The following is a 17,418-nucleotide window of genomic DNA, read 5'->3' as shown; positions in this document are numbered from 1 at the left end:
GCATGACCGACGACATCTCCGAGGACCGTCACGTCTACGGCCGCGCCGACGCCCCGATCACCGTCCTCGAGTTCGGCGACCTCGAGTGCCCGTACTGCCGGGCGGCCGCGCCGGCCCTACGGCAGCTGGTCGACTCCTCCGACGGGCAGGTGCGCCTGGTGTGGCGTCACTTCCCGCTGTTCGAGGTGCACCCGTCCGCCCTGTCGGCGGCGCTGGCGGCGGAGGCGGCGGGCGCCCACGGGAAGTTCTGGGAGATGCACGACGAGCTCTTCAGCCACCAGGACCGGCTCGCCGACCAGGACCTGCGGGCTGCCGCCCAGAAGCTCGGGCTCGATCCCGAGGACGTGGCGGGCAACGGTGCGCAGACCTTCGCTCCCGCGATCTCCGCCGACTACGCCGCGGGCATCGAGGCCGGGGTGCGCGGGACACCGACGGTGTTCGTCGGTGGCGCGCGCTTCCACGGCAAGGTGACGCTGGACCGGCTGCGCGAGGCCGTCGAGGCGGCCCGATGAGGACCGCGCTGGTCACCGGAGCCGGTCGGGGGATCGGCCGCGGGATCGCGCTCGGGCTGGCGCGCGCGGGGTACGCGGTCGCGCTGGTCGGCCGTACGCGGGCGCACCTCGACGTCGTCGCCGAGGAGATCGGGGAGGAGACCGGCGGGGACGTGTGCGTGGCCGCCGCCGACCTGATCGACGCGACGGCGGTGCTCGATGCGGTCGCGCGGGTGGAGGAGGAGCTCGGCGGGATCGGGCTGCTGGTGAACAACGCGGGCGTGATCGAGCGGGCCGAGGTGCCGTTCGTCGAGGACGACGTCGAGGACTCCTGGCGGGTCATCGAGGCGAACGTGCGCGGCCCGCTGCTGGTCACGCACGCCGTGCTGCCGGGGATGCTCGCGCGTGGCGACGGCCGCGTGCTGAACCTGAACTCCGGTGCGGGGCACCGCGCGATGACCACCTACACCGGCTACGCGATCAGCAAGGGTGCGCTCGCGCGCCTCACCACCCAGCTCGACGCGCAGTACCGCGACCAGGGGATCCGTGTGCTCGACCTCGCTCCGGGGCACGTCGAGACGGCGATGACGACGTCGATGCCGTTGCACGACGGCCGGACCGAGTGGACGCCGGTCGAGGCCGTCGCGGAGCTGGTCCGGGCGTTCGGCGACGGGGAGCTCGACGCGCTGTCGGGCCGGTTCGTGCGCGCGGGCACCGACACCGTGCAGTCCCTGCTGGCGGCCACCCCGCAGATCCTGGCCACCGACGCGCGCACGCTGCGGCTCGGTCCCTACGGCGACGAGGACCCGGTGGCGTGATGGAGCCGATCCGCCACGAGCTCGTCGTCGCGTGCACCCCGGTGGAGGCGTTCGACGCCTGGGTCGACGACATCGGCCGGTGGTGGCACCCCGACTACACGCCCGACCCGGCCGGCTTCCGTGGGGCGGGCATCGAGGCCCGCGGGGGCGGTCGTGTCTACCTGGTCGACGCCGCGCTCGGTGAGGTCGAGTGGGGCCGGGTGCTGGCGATCGCCCGTGGCGCGCTCGTCGTGCACACCTCGACGCTCGGGCAGGATCCCGCGCACCCGAGCCGGGTCTCCGTGCACTTCGTGCCGCTCGACGAGGGCGGGACGCGGATCGAGTTCGCGCACGAGGGCTGGGACGAGACCAACGTGGAGTTCCGGCACAAGTTCACGGACTGGCCGCTGATCCTCGCGCGCTACGCACAGTTCGTCGGACCGTGACCGGGCTCGGCACGGGCGTGTCACCCGACCCGGGGACCCCCGGCGTCGACGTGTCGCCCGACCCCGGCGAGACTCTGCTGCAGCCGACGCCGACGCCGACCACGACGGACGCACCCGCGACCCCAGCGCCCGAGCCGACGGCGGCCGTCACGCCCACGGAGGCGACGACCACGGAGCCGGTACCGACCGCGAGCGAGGCGCCGTCGCAGGAGCCGGTGCCCACGGAGACCGTGGTGGTCGAGGCGCCGTGGACCGTGGATCCCGCGGTCACCAGCTCGACGATCCCGCTCGGGGCGATCGTCACCGCCGTGCTGGTCCTCGTCGTCGCGGCGACCGCCCTGGCGCTGCTCTCCCGGCGTAACCGCAGGCTCCGGCCGACGGGGCTGCCCGCGTCGGCGGCTCTCGAACCGGCCGCCACGACCACCGAGATCGGTGTGCTGGACGACGCGCACGCCGTCGCGCTCCCGACCGAGCCGTCGGCCGACACCGTGGCGACCGTCCGGTTCCTCATGGTGCTCGGCGAGGCGATGATCGACTCGAGCGCCCCGGTGGTCCAGGTGACCCGCACGCTCGAGCGAGTGGCGGCGATCAACGGTGCACCGGACGTGGAGGTCATCGCGCTGCCGACCGCGCTGCTCGTCTCGGTCCCGGGGCGGACGTCGATGCAGACCGCAGCGTCGTCGGCGGGCTGGCGACAGCTGCGCCTGCACCAGGTCCAGGACGTGCTCGGTGTCGCCGACGAGGCGGAGTCCGGAGGCATCGACCCGGACGACGGTGCGGCCCGGATCGAGGCGGCCGTGTCCGCACCGCCCCTGTACAGCGGGCCCGTCCGCATCCTCGGGTACGTCGGCGTCTGCGCGGGGCTCGCGATGATCCTCGGCGGCAGCCTGGTCGACGTCCTCGTCGCGTCGGTGCTCGGTGCCGCGATCGCGGGCCTGCAGGTGGCCACAGGGCGGCTCCCCGCGGCGTACCAGGCGCTCGTGGTGCTCAGCTGCGCCTTCCTCATCGCCGCCGCGGTCTTCCTGCTGTCCCGCACGGGGATCGGCGTCGGCACACTCGTGCCGCTGGTCGCGCCCCTGGTCACGTTCCTGCCCGGGGCCCTGCTCACCACCGCGGCGATCGACCTGGCCACCCGGCAGATGATCGCGGGCGCCGCGCGCCTCGCCGCCGGGACCATGCAGCTCGTCCTCCTCGCCCTCGGCATCACCGGCGCCGCCGCTCTGGTCGGCGTCCCCGCGTCCGAGCTCGGCTCGGCGGCGTCCCAGCCGCTCGGGTGGGCCGGGCCGTGGATCGGCGTGCTCGTGTTCGGCACGGGCGTGGTGTTCCACCACTGCGCCCGACGCCCCGCGCTCCCGTGGATCCTGCTCGTGCTCGTCGTCGCGTACGCCGGGCAGGTGGTGGGCGGACTGTTCTTCGGCGGGGTGTTCTCCGCGTTCATCGGGGCGGTGCTCATGACGCCGGTCGCCATGTTCGCCGCCACCCGTCCGACCGGGCCGCCCGCACTGGTCGGGTTCCTGCCGGGCTTCTGGCTGCTGGTGCCCGGAGCGCTCGGGCTCGTCGGGGTGACCTCCATCCTCGGGGAGGACGCCCAGGCGCTGAACACCGTCGTCACGGCCGGGACGACGATGGTCGCGATCTCGCTGGGGGTGCTCGCGGGGATCGCCCTCGGGTCCGCCGTCGGGCGGCGAGTCGGGCTGGCGGTCACCCGTTTCTGACGGTCCGCTACGCGTGCACGACCGAGCCCTCCGCGGTGATCTCGTCGGCGTCGGCCTCGTCGAACCAGCGACCCTGCTCACCGAGGTAGCGGAACCTGATGGTCGAGCCCACCGGAACGGTCACGGACGTGCTCATCGTCCCGTTCGAGCGTCGACGGAGCGGGTGCAACCCGGGCGTCCAGCCGTTGAACGTGCCGACGACGCTGGTCGCTCCGGCGAGAGAGGTGGTCGGCAGCCAGAAGGTGATCGTGCACGTGGCGGACGCGGTGGGACGGGACTTCTTGAGCACGGGCGGGTCCACTCCTCTTCGGGGCGACTGGGGGACACCGCGCATCGTGGCGTGCTCGTGTTCCGGGCGCGCTACGGCAGGGTGAGCACGACGTGACGAGCCGTCGACCGTGCAGCGCGCCGGCGGGTCAGCCGACCGGCGCCCGCCACGGCAGCGGGGGCAGGGGCGGCGGGGCGTCGCTGAGCGGGGAGCACAGCGGCAGCTTCTCCCCGAGCCAGCGCAGCAGGATCGACCCGAGCACCGCGGCGGTGAGCGACCCGGCGAGGATGCCGATCTTCGCGTTCTCCAGGTGCGCGGCGTCGTCGAACGCGAGTTCGGCGATGAACAGCGAGATCGTGAACCCGATGCCTGCCAGCACCGCACCGCCGAGCAGGTGGCCCCACCGGACGCGGCCGGGAAGCTCGCCGAGCCCGAGCCGGATCGCGAGGGTGGCCGCACCGGTGATGCCGAGGGCGTTGCCGAGCACGAGGGCCACGGCGACGCCGATGGCCAGGCGGGAGTGCGCCGCGGCCTGGAGCGACTCCATGTTCAGCCGGATGCCGGCGTTGGCCAGGCCGAACAGGGGCACCACGACGAACGCGCTCCAGGGGTGCAGGATCCGCTGGAGCCGGTCGCTCGTCGGCACCGCGGCGCGCGCCGCCAGCTCCGCGAGGTGCTCACGTTCCGCGGTGGCGTCGTCGATGAGCTTGCGGCCGTACCCGGCGACCTCGTCGATGGTCTCCTGGTCCGGCGGTCGGGCAGGGACGAGCAGGCCGATGATCACGCCGGCCAGGGTGGCGTGCACCCCCGACGCCTGCACGGCGAACCACAGTGCGATCCCCGCGACCACGTAGGGGGCGAGCTGCCACACGTTGAGCCAGCGCAGCACGAGGATCCCGACGACGATCCCCCCGGCGATGGCGAGCGCGACCATGTCGACGTCGTCGGTGTAGAAGACCGACATCACGGTGATCGCGCCGATGTCGTCGACGATCGCGAGCGTCAGGAGGAACAGGCGCAGGCGGTCGGGGCACTTGGGGCCGAACAGGGCGAGGATGCCGACGAGGAACGCGGTGTCCGTCGACATCACGACCCCCCACCCGTGCGCGGCGTCGGTGCCACCGTTGAACGCCAGGTAGATGAGCACCGGGACGAGCAGGCCGCCGAGCGCGCCGAGGGCGGGGACGGCGACCGTCCGCTTGTCACGCAGCTCGCCGGTGGTGGCCTCGCGGCTGATCTCGAGACCGACCACCGCGAAGAAGATGGCCATCGCCGCGTCGTTGACCCAGCCGTGCAGGTCGAGGTCGACGCCCCAGGTCCCGATGTGGAACCCGGCGGAGGTGTGCCAGAGGGACTCGTAGGAGTCGGCGAACGGGGAGTTGACCCAGAGCAGGGCGACGACGGTGGCGGCCAGCAGGTAGACGGCGCTGCCGGCCTCGTTGGTGAGGAAGTCCTTGACGGACGGCTGGAGGCCGGGCAGGGAGACCCGCAGGGACGGGCCGGGGGAGGTCGAGGTCGTCGACATGCGGATCAACGTCGCAGGTGATCGGCCCGGACGCAACGGGCGTTCGCCCTCGGCGTCAGATGTACTTCTCCGGGTCGCCGAGCAGCTTCGCCACGTGGTTCGGCACGTAGGTGGACAGCTCGCGCGACGGGCGCTCGTACCCGGTCGACGCGGACGGTCGGCCGGGGAGCTTCACCTTGTCGTGCGGGACGTCCTTGTACGGGATGGTGGACAGCAGGTGGCTGATCATGTTGAGCCGGGCGTGCTTCTTGATGTCCGACTCGACGACGAACCACGGGCTGCCGATCGTGTCGGTGTGCACCATCATCTCGTCCTTGGCCTTGGAGTAGTCCTCCCACCGGCTGATCGACTCGAGGTCCATCGGGCTCAGCTTCCACTGCCGCAGCGGGTCGTTCAGCCGCGACCGGAACCGCTTGAGCTGCTCCTTGTCGGACACGGAGAACCAGTACTTGCGCAGCAGGATCCCGTCCTCGATGAGCATCTGCTCGAAGACCGGGGTCTGGCGCATGAACCGGTCGTACTCCTCCGGCGTGCAGAAGCCCATGACCTTCTCCACCCCCGCGCGGTTGTACCAGGAGCGGTCGAACAGGACGACCTCGCCCGCGGTCGGCAGCTGCGCCACGTAGCGCTGGTAGTACCACTGCCCCTTCTCGCGCTCGGTGGGGGTGGGCAGGGCGGCGATGCGCACGATGCGGGGGCTGAGGTACTCCGCGATGCGCTTGATCGTGCCGCCCTTGCCGGCGGCGTCCCGACCCTCGAACACCACGACGATCCGCGCGCCGGTCTCCTTGGCCCAGAGCTGCACCCGCACCAGCTCGGCCTGGAGGCGGGACAGCTCCGCCTCGTAGACGTCGTTCGGGATCTTGTCCTGGTGCTTCTTGCCGGACTTCTTCGCCATGCCCGGACGCTACCGGCCGCGATGGACTTCCGCCCGAGTTCCGCATCCGCGGATTGAACGAGCCTGGACTGCCGCGTCTGCGGCATTACGATCCTCGCGTGACGGACTACAGGATCAGCGAAGCGGCCGAGCTGCTGGGAGTGAGCGACGACACGGTGCGCCGGTGGGTCGAGTCGGGCGCCCTGGCGGCGCGGACCGACGACACCGGCCGGGGTGTGGTGGGCGGCGTCGAGCTCGCCGCCCTGGCCGTGGAGCGCGCTCGCACGCCGGAAGACCGCTCGGCCGGCACCAGCTCGGCCCGCAACCGGCTGCCGGGGCTGGTCACCGGGATCCTGTCCGACACCGTGATGTCGCAGGTCGAGCTCCAGGCCGGTCCGTTCCGGCTGGTGTCGCTCATGTCGACGGAGGCGGTGCGGGAGCTGGGCCTGGAGGTGGGCTCACGGGCGACCGCCGTCGTCAAGGCCACCACCGTGCTCGTCGAGACCCCGCGGGCGCAGCGGTGAGGCGCCGCGCGCTCGCCGTCGGCGCCGCCGCGCTGCTCGCGCTGGTCGGCTGCTCCGGGACGCCCGCGGCCGAGAGCACCCCGACGGCAACCCCGTCCGGCGTCACCGGCGACCTCACCGTCTTCGCGGCGGCCTCCCTGCAGGGCGCCTTCGACGAGATCGCGGCCGAGCTGGCCGAGCAGAACCCCGGAGTCACGGTGCACCCGATCACGTACGACGGCTCGTCCACGCTGGCGACGCAGCTGCTCGGCGGGGCGTCGGCCGACGTGTTCGCGTCGGCGGACGAAGCGACCATGTCCGAGGTCGACGGGAAGGGGGAGGCCACGGTCTTCGCGACGAACACCCTCGAGATCGTGGTCGGGCCGGGCAACCCGCTGCGGATCGCCTCGCTGGCCGATCTCGCGGCCGTGTCGTCGTCGGGCGGCAAGGTCATCCTGTGCGCGGCCGAGGTCCCGTGCGGCGCGGCGTCGCACACGGTCCTGGACGGCGCCGGCCTGACCGTGACGCCGGTCAGCGAGGAGCAGAACGTCAAGGCCGTGCTCACCAAGGTGCGGACCGGCGACGCCGACGCCGGCCTGGTGTACCGGACGGACGTGCTGGCGGCCGGCGACACGGTCGAGGGCGTCGAGTTCCCGGAGAGCGCGTCCGCGGTGAACTCCTACCCGATCGTCGCCCTCACGCGGACAGACGCGGCGCAGGCGTTCGTCGACCTGGTGCTCTCCGACGACGGGCAGCGGATCCTGGCGGAGCACGGGTTCACCGCACCGTGACCCGCGAGCGCGCCGTCGGCGTCCCCGGTTTCCTCTGGCTGCCCGCGGCCCTCGCGGCCGGGCTGCTGGTGCTCCCGGTCGTCGCCCTGCTCGTGCGCGCGGACTGGAGGTCGCTGCCCGCGGACATCACCACGCGGTCGGCCCTCGACGCCCTGTGGCTGTCCCTGTCCACGTCCGTCGTCGCGACCGCCGTGTGCCTGGTTCTCGGCGTGCCGCTCGCCGTCGTGCTCGCGCGTGCGCACGGCTGGTCCGCCGACCTGCTCCGCGCCCTGGTCACCCTGCCGCTCGTCCTGCCCCCGACGGTCGGTGGCATCGCTCTCCTCTACCTGCTGGGCCGGCGCGGGCTGGTGGGGCAGACGCTCGACACGTGGTTCGGGATCAGCATCCCGTTCACGACGACCGCCGTGGTGATCGCCCAGGCGTTCGTCGCGATGCCGTTCCTGGTGCTGTCCGTCGAGGGGTCGCTGCGCACGGCGGGCACGCGGTTCGACGTCGTCGCCGCCAGCCTCGGCGCCGGGCGCTGGACCGTGCTGCGCCGGATCACCCTGCCGCTGGTCATGCCCGGCCTGGTCAGCGGTACGGTCCTCTGCTTCGCGCGGGCGCTCGGCGAGTTCGGCGCGACCGCCCTGTTCGCCGGCAACTCCCCGGGCGTCACGCAGACCATGCCCCTGGCCATCTACTCGGCGTTCAACGGCGCGGGCGTGACGCAGGGGACCGCCGTCGCGCTGTCGCTGCTGCTCGTGTTCGCCGCGGTCGCCGTCCTGCTCGCCGCGCGGGCGTGGCGCCCGGGGCGTGCGGCGTGACGTCGCTGCACGCGGAGGTCGCCGTCCGCCGGGGAGCCTTCGCGCTCGACGTGACGATCGCCGCGCACCCCGGGGAGATCGTCGGCGTGCTCGGGCCCAACGGTGCCGGCAAGTCCACGCTGCTCGCGGTCCTGGCGGGGCACCTCGTCCCGTCCGCCGGGGTGGTGCGCGTGGGGGAGCGGACGCTCACCGCGGTCTGGGACCAGAGGGTGGAGTCGGCGGTCCGCCCGGAGCACCGGTCCGTCGGTCTGCTCGGCCAGGACCCGCTCGTGTTCCCGCACCTGAGCGCGCGGGAGAACGTGGCGTTCGGTCCGCGCGCGGCGGGGATGCCGATGGCGCAGGCGCGAGCCGTGGCCGGCGAGTGGCTGGCGGCCGTCGGGCTCGACGACCTGGCCGACCGGCGTCCGGACGCCCTGTCCGGTGGGCAGCGGCAGCGCGTCGCCCTCGCCCGGGCGCTCGCGGCCGAGCCGGCGGTGCTGCTGCTCGACGAGCCGTTCGCGCAGCTGGACGTGCGGACCGCCGCCGAGCTGCGTGAGCTGGTCCGCGAGCAGGTGCGCCGGACCCGGACCGCCACGGTGCTGGTGACGCACGACGTGCTCGACGCGGTGACGCTCGCCGACCGGGTGGTCGTGCTGCACGACGGTCAGGTGGTCGAGCAGGGCCGGCCGCTCGACCTGCTCACCGACCCCGTGCACCCGTTCACGGCCGCGCTGGCGGGGGTGAACCTCGTGGTCGGGACGCTCGTCGCCCTGCCCGACGGGACCACCGCGCTCGCAGGACCTGACGGCGTCGTCGTCCCCTGCGCGTCCCAGCGACCGGGTGGACGCGCCCAGGTGACCTTCTCCCCGTCCGCCGTCACGATCGGGGACGGCTGGCCGGCGACCGTCGTCGACCTCGAGCCCGGGACCACCGGCGTGCGCCTGCGGACCACGGGTGACGTGCTCGTCGACCTGCCACCCGCACGGGTCGCGCAGCTGGGTCTGCACGTCGGTGCGCAGGTGCGTCTGAGCGTCCCCGCCGAGCACGTGCGGGTGCGTCCGCTCGCCTGATCTCACAGACCCCCGCGGCAACCGGTGCGCGAAAAGAACCGTGCGCGCAACCGAGCGGACAGGTCCGTCGAAACATCCGCTGCCTAGCGTCGTCGTCGACCAGCCCCCCTGACTCTGTCCTCCCGGAGGTCCCCATGGCGACACAGATCGCGACCGACGCCGGCACTGCCCCCGTTCTCGACACTGCGCCGCTCACCCACCGTCCCGGCCGTTGGATCGACGGCTGGAACCCCGAGGACGGTGGCCAGTGGGCCTCCGTCGGTCGGGCGATCGCCCGCCGCAACCTCGGCCTGTCGATCTTCGCCGAGTTCCTCGGCTTCGCCGTCTGGGCCCTGTGGAGCATCGTCGTGCCACAGCTCCCGGCGGCCGGCTTCGTGCTCACCGTCGACCAGATGTTCTGGTTGATCGCCCTGCCCTCGCTCGTCGGCGCGACGCTGCGCATCCCGTACACGTTCGCGGTGCCGATCTTCGGCGGCCGCAACTGGACCATCGTGTCCGCCCTGCTGCTGCTCGTGCCGACCATCGCGCTCGCGGTCGCCGTGCAGAACCCCCAGCTCGGCTTCCCGGCCCTCCTCGCGGTCGCGGCGCTCGCCGGTGTCGGCGGCGGCAACTTCGCCTCCTCGATGGCCAACATCTCGTTCTTCTACCCGGAGAAGGAGAAGGGCCGCGCGCTCGGCCTCAACGCCGCGGGTGGCAACCTCGGCACGGCCGCGGTGCAGTTCGCGGTGCCGCTGGTCATCGTCGGCGCCGCGGGCCTCGAGCTCGAGCGGGCCGGCCTCATGTTCGTGCCGCTGGTGCTCGTCGCCGCGCTCCTGGCGTGGCGGTACATGGACAACCTGTCCCACGCCAAGGCGGACCCGCGCAGCTACGGTGTCGCCGCCCGCTCGCGGAACACCTGGATCATCTCGTTCATCTACATCGGCACCTTCGGCTCGTTCATCGGCTTCTCGGGTGCGTTCCCGACGCTGCTGAAGAACCAGTTCCCCGAGGTCACCATCTCGATCGCGTTCGCCGGTGCGCTCGTCGGCTCGATCGCCCGGCCGCTCGGCGGGATGCTCGCCGACAAGCTCGGTGGTGCCCGCGTCACCATCGTCGCGTTCGGCGTGATGGCCACCGGTGTCGTCTGCGCGATCTTCGCCCTGCGCGCCCACGCGTTCGGGCCGTTCCTGGCCTCGTTCCTCGTGCTGTTCATCGCCACCGGTGCCGGCAACGGCTCGGTCTACCGGATGATCCCCGCGGTGTTCCGGTTCGGTGCCACGGACGACGAGGACAAGGCGCGCCGAATCAAGGCGGCGGCCGGCTGCCTCGGGATCGCGGGTGCGGTGGGCGCGTTCGGCGGCTTCCTCATCCCGCGCGGGTTCGCCGTCTCGACCTCGGCCACCGGCAACATCCAGGCGGCCCTGTGGGTGATCGTCGGGCTGTACCTGGTCATGAGCGTCACCACCTGGGCCGTGTACCAGCGCCGCAACGGCACCTTCGGCGCGACGGTCATCTGATGGTCTCGCCCGCGGCGGTGACGGAGGGTGCGGCGACGCACTGCCCCTACTGCGCGCTCCAGTGCGCGCAGACGTTGCACACCTCTGATGAGGGCACCGTCACCGCCGCGGGCCGGGACTTCCCGACGAACAAGGGCGGCATGTGCCAGAAGGGGTGGACGTCGCCCGCGCTCCTGCGTCACTCGGACCGGCTCACCACCCCGCTCCTGCACGGGGAGCCCGTCTCCTGGGACACCGCGCTGTCGTTCGTCGCCACCCGGCTGGCCGCCCTGCGCGAGTCGCACGGCCCGGCATCCGTCGCGGTGTTCGGCGGCGGCGGGCTGACCAACGAGAAGGCGTACGCGCTCGGCAAGTTCGCGCGCACCGTGCTGGCCACGCCGAACATCGACTACAACGGCCGGTTCTGCATGGCGAGCGCGGCGGCCGGGGCCAACCGGACCCTCGGTCTGGATCGCGGCCTGCCGTTCCCGCTGGCCGACCTGGGCGGTGCACAGGCCGTGCTGCTGCTCGGGTCGAACCTCGCCGAGACCATGCCGCCGGCCGTCCAGCACCTCGCGGGAGCGCGGGCGGCGGGCGGGCTGGTCGTCGTGGACCCCCGGCGCTCGGCGACCGCGGACCTGACCGCCGACGAGGGCGGCCTGCACGTCCAGCCCGTCCCCGGCACCGACCTCGCGCTGCTGCTCGGGATCGCGCACATCGTGCTCGCGGAGGGCTTCGCGGACCTGGAGTACCTCGCCGAGCGGACCACGGGTCTCGACGACATCCGGCGCTCGCTGGCCCTCTGGTGGCCCGAGCGGACCGAGCAGGTCACCGGTGTCCCCGTCGCGTCGCTGCGCCGGGCGGCGTTCCTGCTGGGCAACGCGTCACCGTCGCGCGGCGGCTCCGGCGCCTACATCCTCACCGGCCGCGGGGTCGAGCAGAGCACGCAGGGCACCGACACCGTCACGGCGGCGATCACGCTCGCGCTCCTGCTCGGCCTGCCCGGTCGCGTCGGCTCCGGCTACGGCGCCATCACCGGCCAGGGCAACGGGCAGGGCGGCCGCGAGCACGGTCAGAAGGCCGACCAGCTGCCGGGCTACCGGTCCATCGAGGACGAGGCGGCGCGCGCGCACGTGGCGGGTGTCTGGGGCGTCGACCCCGCCGACCTGCCCCGGACGGGGATGCCCGCGATCGAGCTGCTGCGTTCCCTCGGGACGCCGGACGGCCCGCGCGCGCTGCTGGTGCACGGCTCGAACGTGCTCGTCAGCGCCCCGGACGCCGACCGCGTCCGCGAGCGGCTCGCGGCCCTCGACCTCCTCGTGGTGTGCGACTTCTTCCCGTCGGAGACCGCCCTGCTGGCCGATGTCGTCCTGCCCGTCACGCAGTGGGCGGAGGAGGAGGGCACGATGACGTCGCTCGAGGGCCGCGTGATCCGTCGTCGTCGAGCCCTGCCGCCGCCGCCCGGCGTGCGCAGCGAGCTCGAGATCCTCGCCGACCTCGCGCTCCGGCTCGGCTCGACCGTCCGGTTCGACACGTCACCGTCGGTCGTCTTCGACGAGCTCGCCCGGGCGTCCGCGGGCGGCCGCGCCGACTACAGCGGGCTGAGCCACGCGCGCCTGGATGCCGAGCCGGACCTGTTCTGGCCGGTCCCCGCCGGGCCGACGCCGCATCCGGGCACCCCGCGGATGTTCCTCGAGCGCTTCGCGACGCCCGACGGCCGCGCCCGCCTCATCCCGGTGGACCACCGCGGCCCGTCGGACGACCTGCGCCGAGACGCGCCCCTGTTCCTGGTGACCGGTCGGGTGCTCGCGCACTACCAGTCCGGCGCGCAGACCCGGCGGGTGCCGGAGCTGGTGCGCAGCTCTCCGGCGCCGTACGTCGAGATCCACCCGCTGCTGGCCGACCGCCTGGGCATCGCCGAGTCCGACCTGGTCCAGCTCGACACCGGCCGCGGCCGAGGGGTCGTCCGCGCGCGACTGACCGACGCCGTGCGTGCCGACACGGTGTTCCTGCCGTTCCACTGGAGCGGCGTCAGCAGCGCCAACCGGCTGACCACCGACGCCACCGACCCGATCTCCGGGATGCCCGAGTTCAAGGTCTGCGCGGTGGACGTCCAGCGGTGGGAGGGCCCGGTCGAGGTGCTCGAGGACGAGTCGTTGCTGTTCGCGGGGGGAGTCCGATGAACAACCAGGTCCGGGTGGTCGTGGTCGGTCACGGCATGGTCGGCGCGCGGTTCGTCGACGACCTGCACCAGCGCGACCCGGGTGGGCGGTTCCGCACGACCGTGCTCGGCGACGAGGAGTACGAGCCCTACAACCGGGTGCTGCTGTCCGAGGTGGTCGCCGGCAAGCTCGACGTCGCGTCGATCACGCTGCCGCGCAACGCCCACCGGTCCGCCAGCGAGGTGCTCCCCGGCACGCGCGCGGTGACCGTCGACCGGTCTGCCGGCGTCGTCCACGACCACGCGGGCGGGCGTCACCCGTACGACATCCTCGTGCTCGCCACCGGCGCGCGCGCCCGGATCCCGGACCTGTTCGGTCGGCGCGACGACGACAGCCTGCCCGCCGGCGTGCACGCGCTGCGCACGCTCGACGACGCGCGCGAGATCGTCGCCGCCACCGTGAACGCTCACCGGGCGGTCGTCGTCGGCGGCGGGGTGCTCGGGCTCGAGGTCGCCTGCGGGCTCGCCCACCGCGGCGTCCCGGTCACCGTCGTGCACGGCGGCGCGCACCTGATGGACCGGCAGCTCGACGGTCCCGCCGCCGCCGTGACCACCGCACGGCTGACGTCGCTCGGCATCGCGGTGCGGGTCGGCGCCCGCACCGAGGAGGCCGTGGTCAGCGACGGTCGCGTGACGGGCGTGCGGCTCGAGGGCGGCGAGCTGCTGCCCGCCGACCTCCTGGTGCTCACCGCCGGCACCTACCCGGAGGTCGGGCTCGCGCAGCGGGCCGGGCTGGACGTGGCGCGCGGCATCGTCGTCGGCACCGACCTGGCGTCCCCGGCGGACGCGCGCGTGTTCGCGATCGGCGACTGCGCGGAGCCTCCCGAGGGCGGCAGCGGGCTGACCGCGCAGGGCTGGGACCAGGCGCGGCGCCTCGCGACGCTGCTCACCGAGCCGTCGGCCGCCCGTGACGACGTGCCGCTGCCGACCGTCGGCACCGATGTGGTGAAGGTCAAGGGTGTCGGGCTCGACGTCGTCGCGATGGGCGTCTGCGGTGCCGGCTCGGTGTCCGAGGGCCGGCGGGTGCGGCTCAGCGATCCCGAGGGCGGCCGGCACATCGAGGTCGTCGTCGCCGACGGCCGGGTCATCGGCGCCACGTGCGTCGGCGCCGGACCGGTGGCGGCGGACCTCGTCGCGGCGTACACGCGCGGCACCCCGATACCCGCCGACCCCGCGCAGCTGCTCATGCGACCGGTCGCCGGCACGGCCGTCCCCGCCGCCAGCCCGACGCTGATGCCGGACCGCGCGACCGTGTGCCGGTGCAACGGGGTCACCAAGGGCGACATCGTGGGCTGCTGGCGGCACGGTGCGCGCTCCGTGGAGGACGTGGCGGCGGCGACCCGCGCGACCACCGGCTGCGGCGGCTGCGAGGACGCGGTGTGCGGCATCGTCGACTGGCTCCGTCGCTCCGACCCGGACCAGCCCGCCCCAGCGACCGCGTCCACGGAGGACGTCCGCGAACCCACCCCGACGGCCACGGTGTAGCGACCATCGCAGCGGCCCGCCGCCCGTCGAGAACAACCTGAGTGGCATTCTTACGGGCCAGAACGCCACTCAGGATGTTCTCGTCTCCACGAGCAGGTCGTGGCGCGCGCGTGCTCAACGACATGGTCGCCGGTCAGGTGACCGTGACCCGGACCGTGTCGTAGCCCGTGGCCCCGTCCGGGATGACGCCCGCCACGGCACCCGTCTGCGGGCCCAGCGGGTCGGAGGCGCGGACGAACAGCTGGTACTCGCCGGGTTCGGCCTCCCAGGTCCACGACCACTGGCGCCAGGAGTCGATCCCGCCGTCGTCGGCGAGCGTCGCGTCGTTCCAGGACCCCTCGTCCACGCGAACCTGCACGCCGGTGACCCCCCGGTGCTGAGCCCACGCCGTGCCGGCCACGACCACGGACCCGGCGGGGACGGAGCTGCTCGGCCGCGGCACCTCGATGCGCGACTGCGTCTTGATCGGTCCCTCGGCCGACCAGCCGCGGTCGGTCCAGTAGGCGGTGGCGTCGGCGAACCGGGTGACCCGGAGCTCCGTGACCCACTTCGTCGCGGACACGTACCCGTACAGCCCGGGAACGACCATGCGCACCGGGAAGCCGTGCTCGACGGGCAGCGGCTCGCCGTCCATCGCGATCGCGAGCAGGGCGTCGCGCCCATCGGTCAGCGCGGCCAAGGGTGTGGACGCCGTGAACCCGTCGACGCTGCGCGAGAGCACCATGTCGGCGTCGGCGGTCGGCCGCGCCCGGGCCAGCAGGTCCGCGATGGGCAGCCCGAGCCACTTCTGGTTCCCGATGAGGTCGCCGCCCACCGGGTTGGACACGCACGCCAGCGTCACCCACGCCTCGACGAGGTCGCCGGCCAACAGCTCGTCCCAGGTGAGCGTGATCTCCTGCTCGACCATGCCGTGCACGCGCAGGCTCCAGGCGCTCGGGGCCACCTGCGGCACCACCAGTGCGGTGTCGATCCGGTAGAACTCGTCCGGGGGCGTCTGCCACGGGCCGACACCGTCCACGCCGACGTCCACCCCGGCGGGGACGGGTGCCGCGGAGGTGGCGGCCCGCGGGATCCGGACAGCCGCGCGCGCGGACTGAGCGCCGCGCGCACCGGCACCGATCGCCCGCCCGAGGACCACACCGACCAGACCGAGCGCACCCGCGGCCGCCGTGGCCTGCAGGAACGCGCGCCGCCGGACTCCTTCGGGAGCGGGGCGTCCGGGCGCTCCGGGCAGGCGACGGACCAGCTCGCGCAAGGTCAGCAGCCCGGCCACGGCCCCGACGACCGCCGGTGCCGCGGCGAGCGCGCCGGCATCCGGTCGGGCCATCGCGGCGAGCCCCGCCCCCGCACCCAGCACGACGACGAGCGTCGCGCCCCAGGCCCACCGCCGCGCGGCAAGCACCCCGGCCAGCGCCGCCAGCGCCAGCAGCACGACCACCTCACCGATCCCGAGGACCACCTTGTCGGCCGTGCCGAACGTGGACGCGGCGAAGTCCTTCAGCCACGCCGGCGTGGCGTCGACGAACGCGGACCCGACGGCGACCAGCGGGTCGGACGTCGGCCCGGTGATCAGCGCGACGAGCGAGCCCACGCCGATCGTCACCAGCCCCGCAGCGAGCCCCGCGAGCGCGGCGAGCCCGGTGTCCCGACGTCCAGCCATCTGCGTCCTGCTTCCTCGTGATCGCTGTACCGATGTCGTCGTCCATGCTCCGCGCACCGCCTGTGCACCCGCGCAAGCACAACACCGCAGCGTGGACGGGTGATGCCGAGAGTTCGGCGCGGGACGTCCTGGGGACTGGTCTCCCTTCCAGGACGCCGCCGCCGTGGCTGGCGACGTCCGCACATTCAATCGCTGGGACGCTCGAACCTGCGGACGCAGCGCGGTTGCTCGTGGAACGTCCGCACGATCGGTCGCCCGAGCGCTCGATCCTGCGGACGCTCCATGGGCTCAGAGCGCCGGGGAGCCGAGCGTCGCCGGGACGTGGGCGCCGTGCCCCTGGGCCACCAGGGCGTCGCGGACCCGGGTTGCCGCTGCGTCCAGCTCCGCGGCGGGCAGGTCGGTGCGGGCGTTGCGGAACGACAGGCTGGCCTCGTCCCACGCCGGCAGCACGTGCAGGTGCAGGTGGGGCACCTCGAAGCCGGCGACGAGCAACGCCGCGCGCGGTGCGGACCAGGCCTGCTGCTGGGCTGCGCCGATCGCCTTCGCCACGCGCATCAGGTGCGCCAGCAGGTCGTCGGTCGCCTCGGTCAGCTGCACGACCTCGTCGCGCGGCACCACGAGCATGTGCCCGTCGGTGATCGGCGCGATGGTCCCGAACGCGACGGCGACGTCGTCGGCCCACACGAACCGGGCGGGGATCTCGCCGGCGATGATCTTGGTGAACACGGTGGTCATGGCGACCACGCTAGTCACGCGCGCTCGCGAGCGAGGCGCTGCAGGGCGAGGACCGTGTTCCAGTTGCGGGCCGTCCCGGAGCGCCCGGTCGCCTTCTCCAGCACCGGGAGCGTGAGCTTCGAGCGGCCGATGCCGTCGGGGTAGTAGGCGTACGTCTCGTCCCCGGCGAACGCGACCTTCTCGTGGCCGTACGGCGTCGGGTCGAACGAGGTGTCCTTCGGGGTGCCGTCCCAGCAGTAGAGGACCAGGTGCGACGGGTCGGAGGTCACCTCGTCGGGGAAGGGCACCCGGGCGACGATCGCGTCCCACTCGTCGAGCGTCCGCGTGAGCACGGGGACGTCGAACCCGAGCTCGGCGGAGAGGGCACCCGACAGGCCGGGACCCACGGACGACGCCGGACCCGCGGGCACCAGGACGAGGTTCCCGCTGTTCACGTAGGTGGCGACGGCGGTGTGCCCGAGGCCCTCGGCAGCGGCGCGGAGCTGGGCGGCCTTGATGGTGCGACCGCCCACGTTGGCGGCCCGGAGCAGGGCGATGACGGGACTCATGACGCCACTCTCACACTCAGGACCAACGT

At 73.5% G+C, this 17,418-nt stretch carries 17 protein-coding genes; 11 read left to right on the top strand and 6 right to left on the bottom strand.

Translation table 11 applies throughout. From position 1 onward, the window contains the following. Nucleotides 1-2 precede the first annotated feature (2 nt). From ACO06A_RS01880 to ACO06A_RS01865, 4 genes are read left to right on the top strand one after another with little or no spacing between them, the layout of a single operon-like run. Nucleotides 3-512 carry a DsbA family protein gene (locus tag ACO06A_RS01880; RefSeq protein ID WP_421734472.1) on the top strand — a complete coding sequence of 170 codons (510 nt, stop codon included), beginning with the start codon at nucleotides 3-5 and terminating at the stop codon, nucleotides 510-512. Further along, the gene (locus tag ACO06A_RS01875) at nucleotides 509-1,309 is read left to right on the top strand and encodes an SDR family NAD(P)-dependent oxidoreductase (protein WP_421734471.1); all 801 of its coding nucleotides are present in this window, start codon (nucleotides 509-511) and stop codon (nucleotides 1,307-1,309) included. The genes ACO06A_RS01880 and ACO06A_RS01875 overlap by 4 nt, the downstream gene beginning before the upstream one ends. Beyond that, on the top strand, nucleotides 1,309-1,734 hold the full coding sequence (locus ACO06A_RS01870; protein WP_421736116.1) for an SRPBCC domain-containing protein: 426 nt from the start codon (nucleotides 1,309-1,311) through the stop codon (nucleotides 1,732-1,734). The genes ACO06A_RS01875 and ACO06A_RS01870 overlap by 1 nt, the downstream gene beginning before the upstream one ends. After that, on the top strand, nucleotides 1,731-3,449 hold the full coding sequence (locus ACO06A_RS01865) for a threonine/serine ThrE exporter family protein (RefSeq protein WP_421734470.1): 1,719 nt from the start codon (nucleotides 1,731-1,733) through the stop codon (nucleotides 3,447-3,449). The genes ACO06A_RS01870 and ACO06A_RS01865 overlap by 4 nt, the downstream gene beginning before the upstream one ends. Before the next feature lie 7 nt (nucleotides 3,450-3,456). On the opposite strand, the gene ACO06A_RS01860 is transcribed toward ACO06A_RS01865, so the two are convergent. From ACO06A_RS01860 to ppk2, 3 genes are all read right to left on the bottom strand, one after another. Beyond that, the gene (locus tag ACO06A_RS01860) at nucleotides 3,457-3,738 is read right to left on the bottom strand and encodes an isoamylase early set domain-containing protein (protein WP_421734469.1); all 282 of its coding nucleotides are present in this window, start codon (nucleotides 3,736-3,738) and stop codon (nucleotides 3,457-3,459) included. A gap of 127 nt (nucleotides 3,739-3,865) precedes the next feature. Continuing rightward, nucleotides 3,866-5,242, bottom strand: coding sequence for a Na+/H+ antiporter NhaA (gene nhaA / locus ACO06A_RS01855; RefSeq protein WP_421734468.1), 1,377 nt, complete (start codon nucleotides 5,240-5,242; stop codon nucleotides 3,866-3,868). 55 nt (nucleotides 5,243-5,297) lie between these two features. Beyond that, on the bottom strand, nucleotides 5,298-6,140 hold the full coding sequence (gene ppk2, locus ACO06A_RS01850) for a polyphosphate kinase 2 (RefSeq protein WP_421734467.1): 843 nt from the start codon (nucleotides 6,138-6,140) through the stop codon (nucleotides 5,298-5,300). A 98-nt stretch (nucleotides 6,141-6,238) separates the two neighbouring features. Between ppk2 and ACO06A_RS01845 the strand changes: the two genes are divergently transcribed. The 7 genes from ACO06A_RS01845 (at nucleotide 6,239) to ACO06A_RS01815 (ending at nucleotide 14,446) form a co-directional block, all read left to right on the top strand. Next, the gene (locus ACO06A_RS01845; RefSeq protein WP_421734466.1) at nucleotides 6,239-6,643 is read left to right on the top strand and encodes a TOBE domain-containing protein; all 405 of its coding nucleotides are present in this window, start codon (nucleotides 6,239-6,241) and stop codon (nucleotides 6,641-6,643) included. Continuing rightward, complete coding sequence (modA, locus tag ACO06A_RS01840) at nucleotides 6,640-7,413, top strand: molybdate ABC transporter substrate-binding protein (RefSeq protein WP_421734465.1); 774 nt, start codon at nucleotides 6,640-6,642, stop codon at nucleotides 7,411-7,413. The genes ACO06A_RS01845 and modA overlap by 4 nt, the downstream gene beginning before the upstream one ends. Then, complete coding sequence (locus ACO06A_RS01835) at nucleotides 7,410-8,216, top strand: ABC transporter permease (protein WP_421734464.1); 807 nt, start codon at nucleotides 7,410-7,412, stop codon at nucleotides 8,214-8,216. The genes modA and ACO06A_RS01835 overlap by 4 nt, the downstream gene beginning before the upstream one ends. Continuing rightward, entirely contained in the window at nucleotides 8,213-9,265 is a 1,053-nt protein-coding gene (locus ACO06A_RS01830; protein WP_421734463.1) for a sulfate/molybdate ABC transporter ATP-binding protein, read from the top strand. The genes ACO06A_RS01835 and ACO06A_RS01830 overlap by 4 nt, the downstream gene beginning before the upstream one ends. Nucleotides 9,266-9,399: 134 nt before the next feature. Continuing rightward, entirely contained in the window at nucleotides 9,400-10,761 is a 1,362-nt protein-coding gene (locus ACO06A_RS01825; RefSeq protein WP_421734462.1) for an MFS transporter, read from the top strand. Beyond that, on the top strand, nucleotides 10,761-12,923 hold the full coding sequence (locus ACO06A_RS01820) for a molybdopterin oxidoreductase family protein (protein WP_421734461.1): 2,163 nt from the start codon (nucleotides 10,761-10,763) through the stop codon (nucleotides 12,921-12,923). Before ACO06A_RS01825 ends, ACO06A_RS01820 begins: the two co-directional genes overlap by 1 nt. After that, nucleotides 12,920-14,446 (top strand): FAD-dependent oxidoreductase, encoded by a 1,527-nt coding sequence (locus ACO06A_RS01815; RefSeq protein WP_421734460.1) that lies wholly within the window; start codon nucleotides 12,920-12,922, stop codon nucleotides 14,444-14,446. Before ACO06A_RS01820 ends, ACO06A_RS01815 begins: the two co-directional genes overlap by 4 nt. 133 nt (nucleotides 14,447-14,579) lie before the next feature. Here ACO06A_RS01815 and ACO06A_RS01810 read toward each other — a convergent pair whose 3' ends face one another. From ACO06A_RS01810 to ACO06A_RS01800, 3 genes are all read right to left on the bottom strand, one after another. After that, nucleotides 14,580-16,106: a molybdopterin-dependent oxidoreductase gene (locus ACO06A_RS01810; RefSeq protein WP_421734459.1), complete on the bottom strand. Its 1,527-nt coding sequence runs from the start codon at nucleotides 16,104-16,106 to the stop codon at nucleotides 14,580-14,582. A gap of 288 nt (nucleotides 16,107-16,394) precedes the next feature. After that, nucleotides 16,395-16,841, bottom strand: a complete 447-nt coding sequence (locus tag ACO06A_RS01805; RefSeq protein ID WP_421734458.1) for an HIT family protein — start codon at nucleotides 16,839-16,841, stop codon at nucleotides 16,395-16,397. A 14-nt stretch (nucleotides 16,842-16,855) separates the two neighbouring features. Continuing rightward, a complete protein-coding gene (locus ACO06A_RS01800) occupies nucleotides 16,856-17,389 on the bottom strand; it encodes a DUF1697 domain-containing protein (RefSeq protein ID WP_421734457.1) in 534 nt (177 codons plus the stop codon). Between the last annotated feature and the right edge of the window lie 29 nt (nucleotides 17,390-17,418).

The organism is Cellulomonas sp., assembly GCF_965229465.1.
Classification (GTDB): Bacteria; Actinomycetota; Actinomycetes; order Actinomycetales; family Cellulomonadaceae; genus Cellulomonas.
Note: the sequence above shows the minus strand (reverse complement) of the source record. Positions and strands in the feature narration are given on the sequence as shown.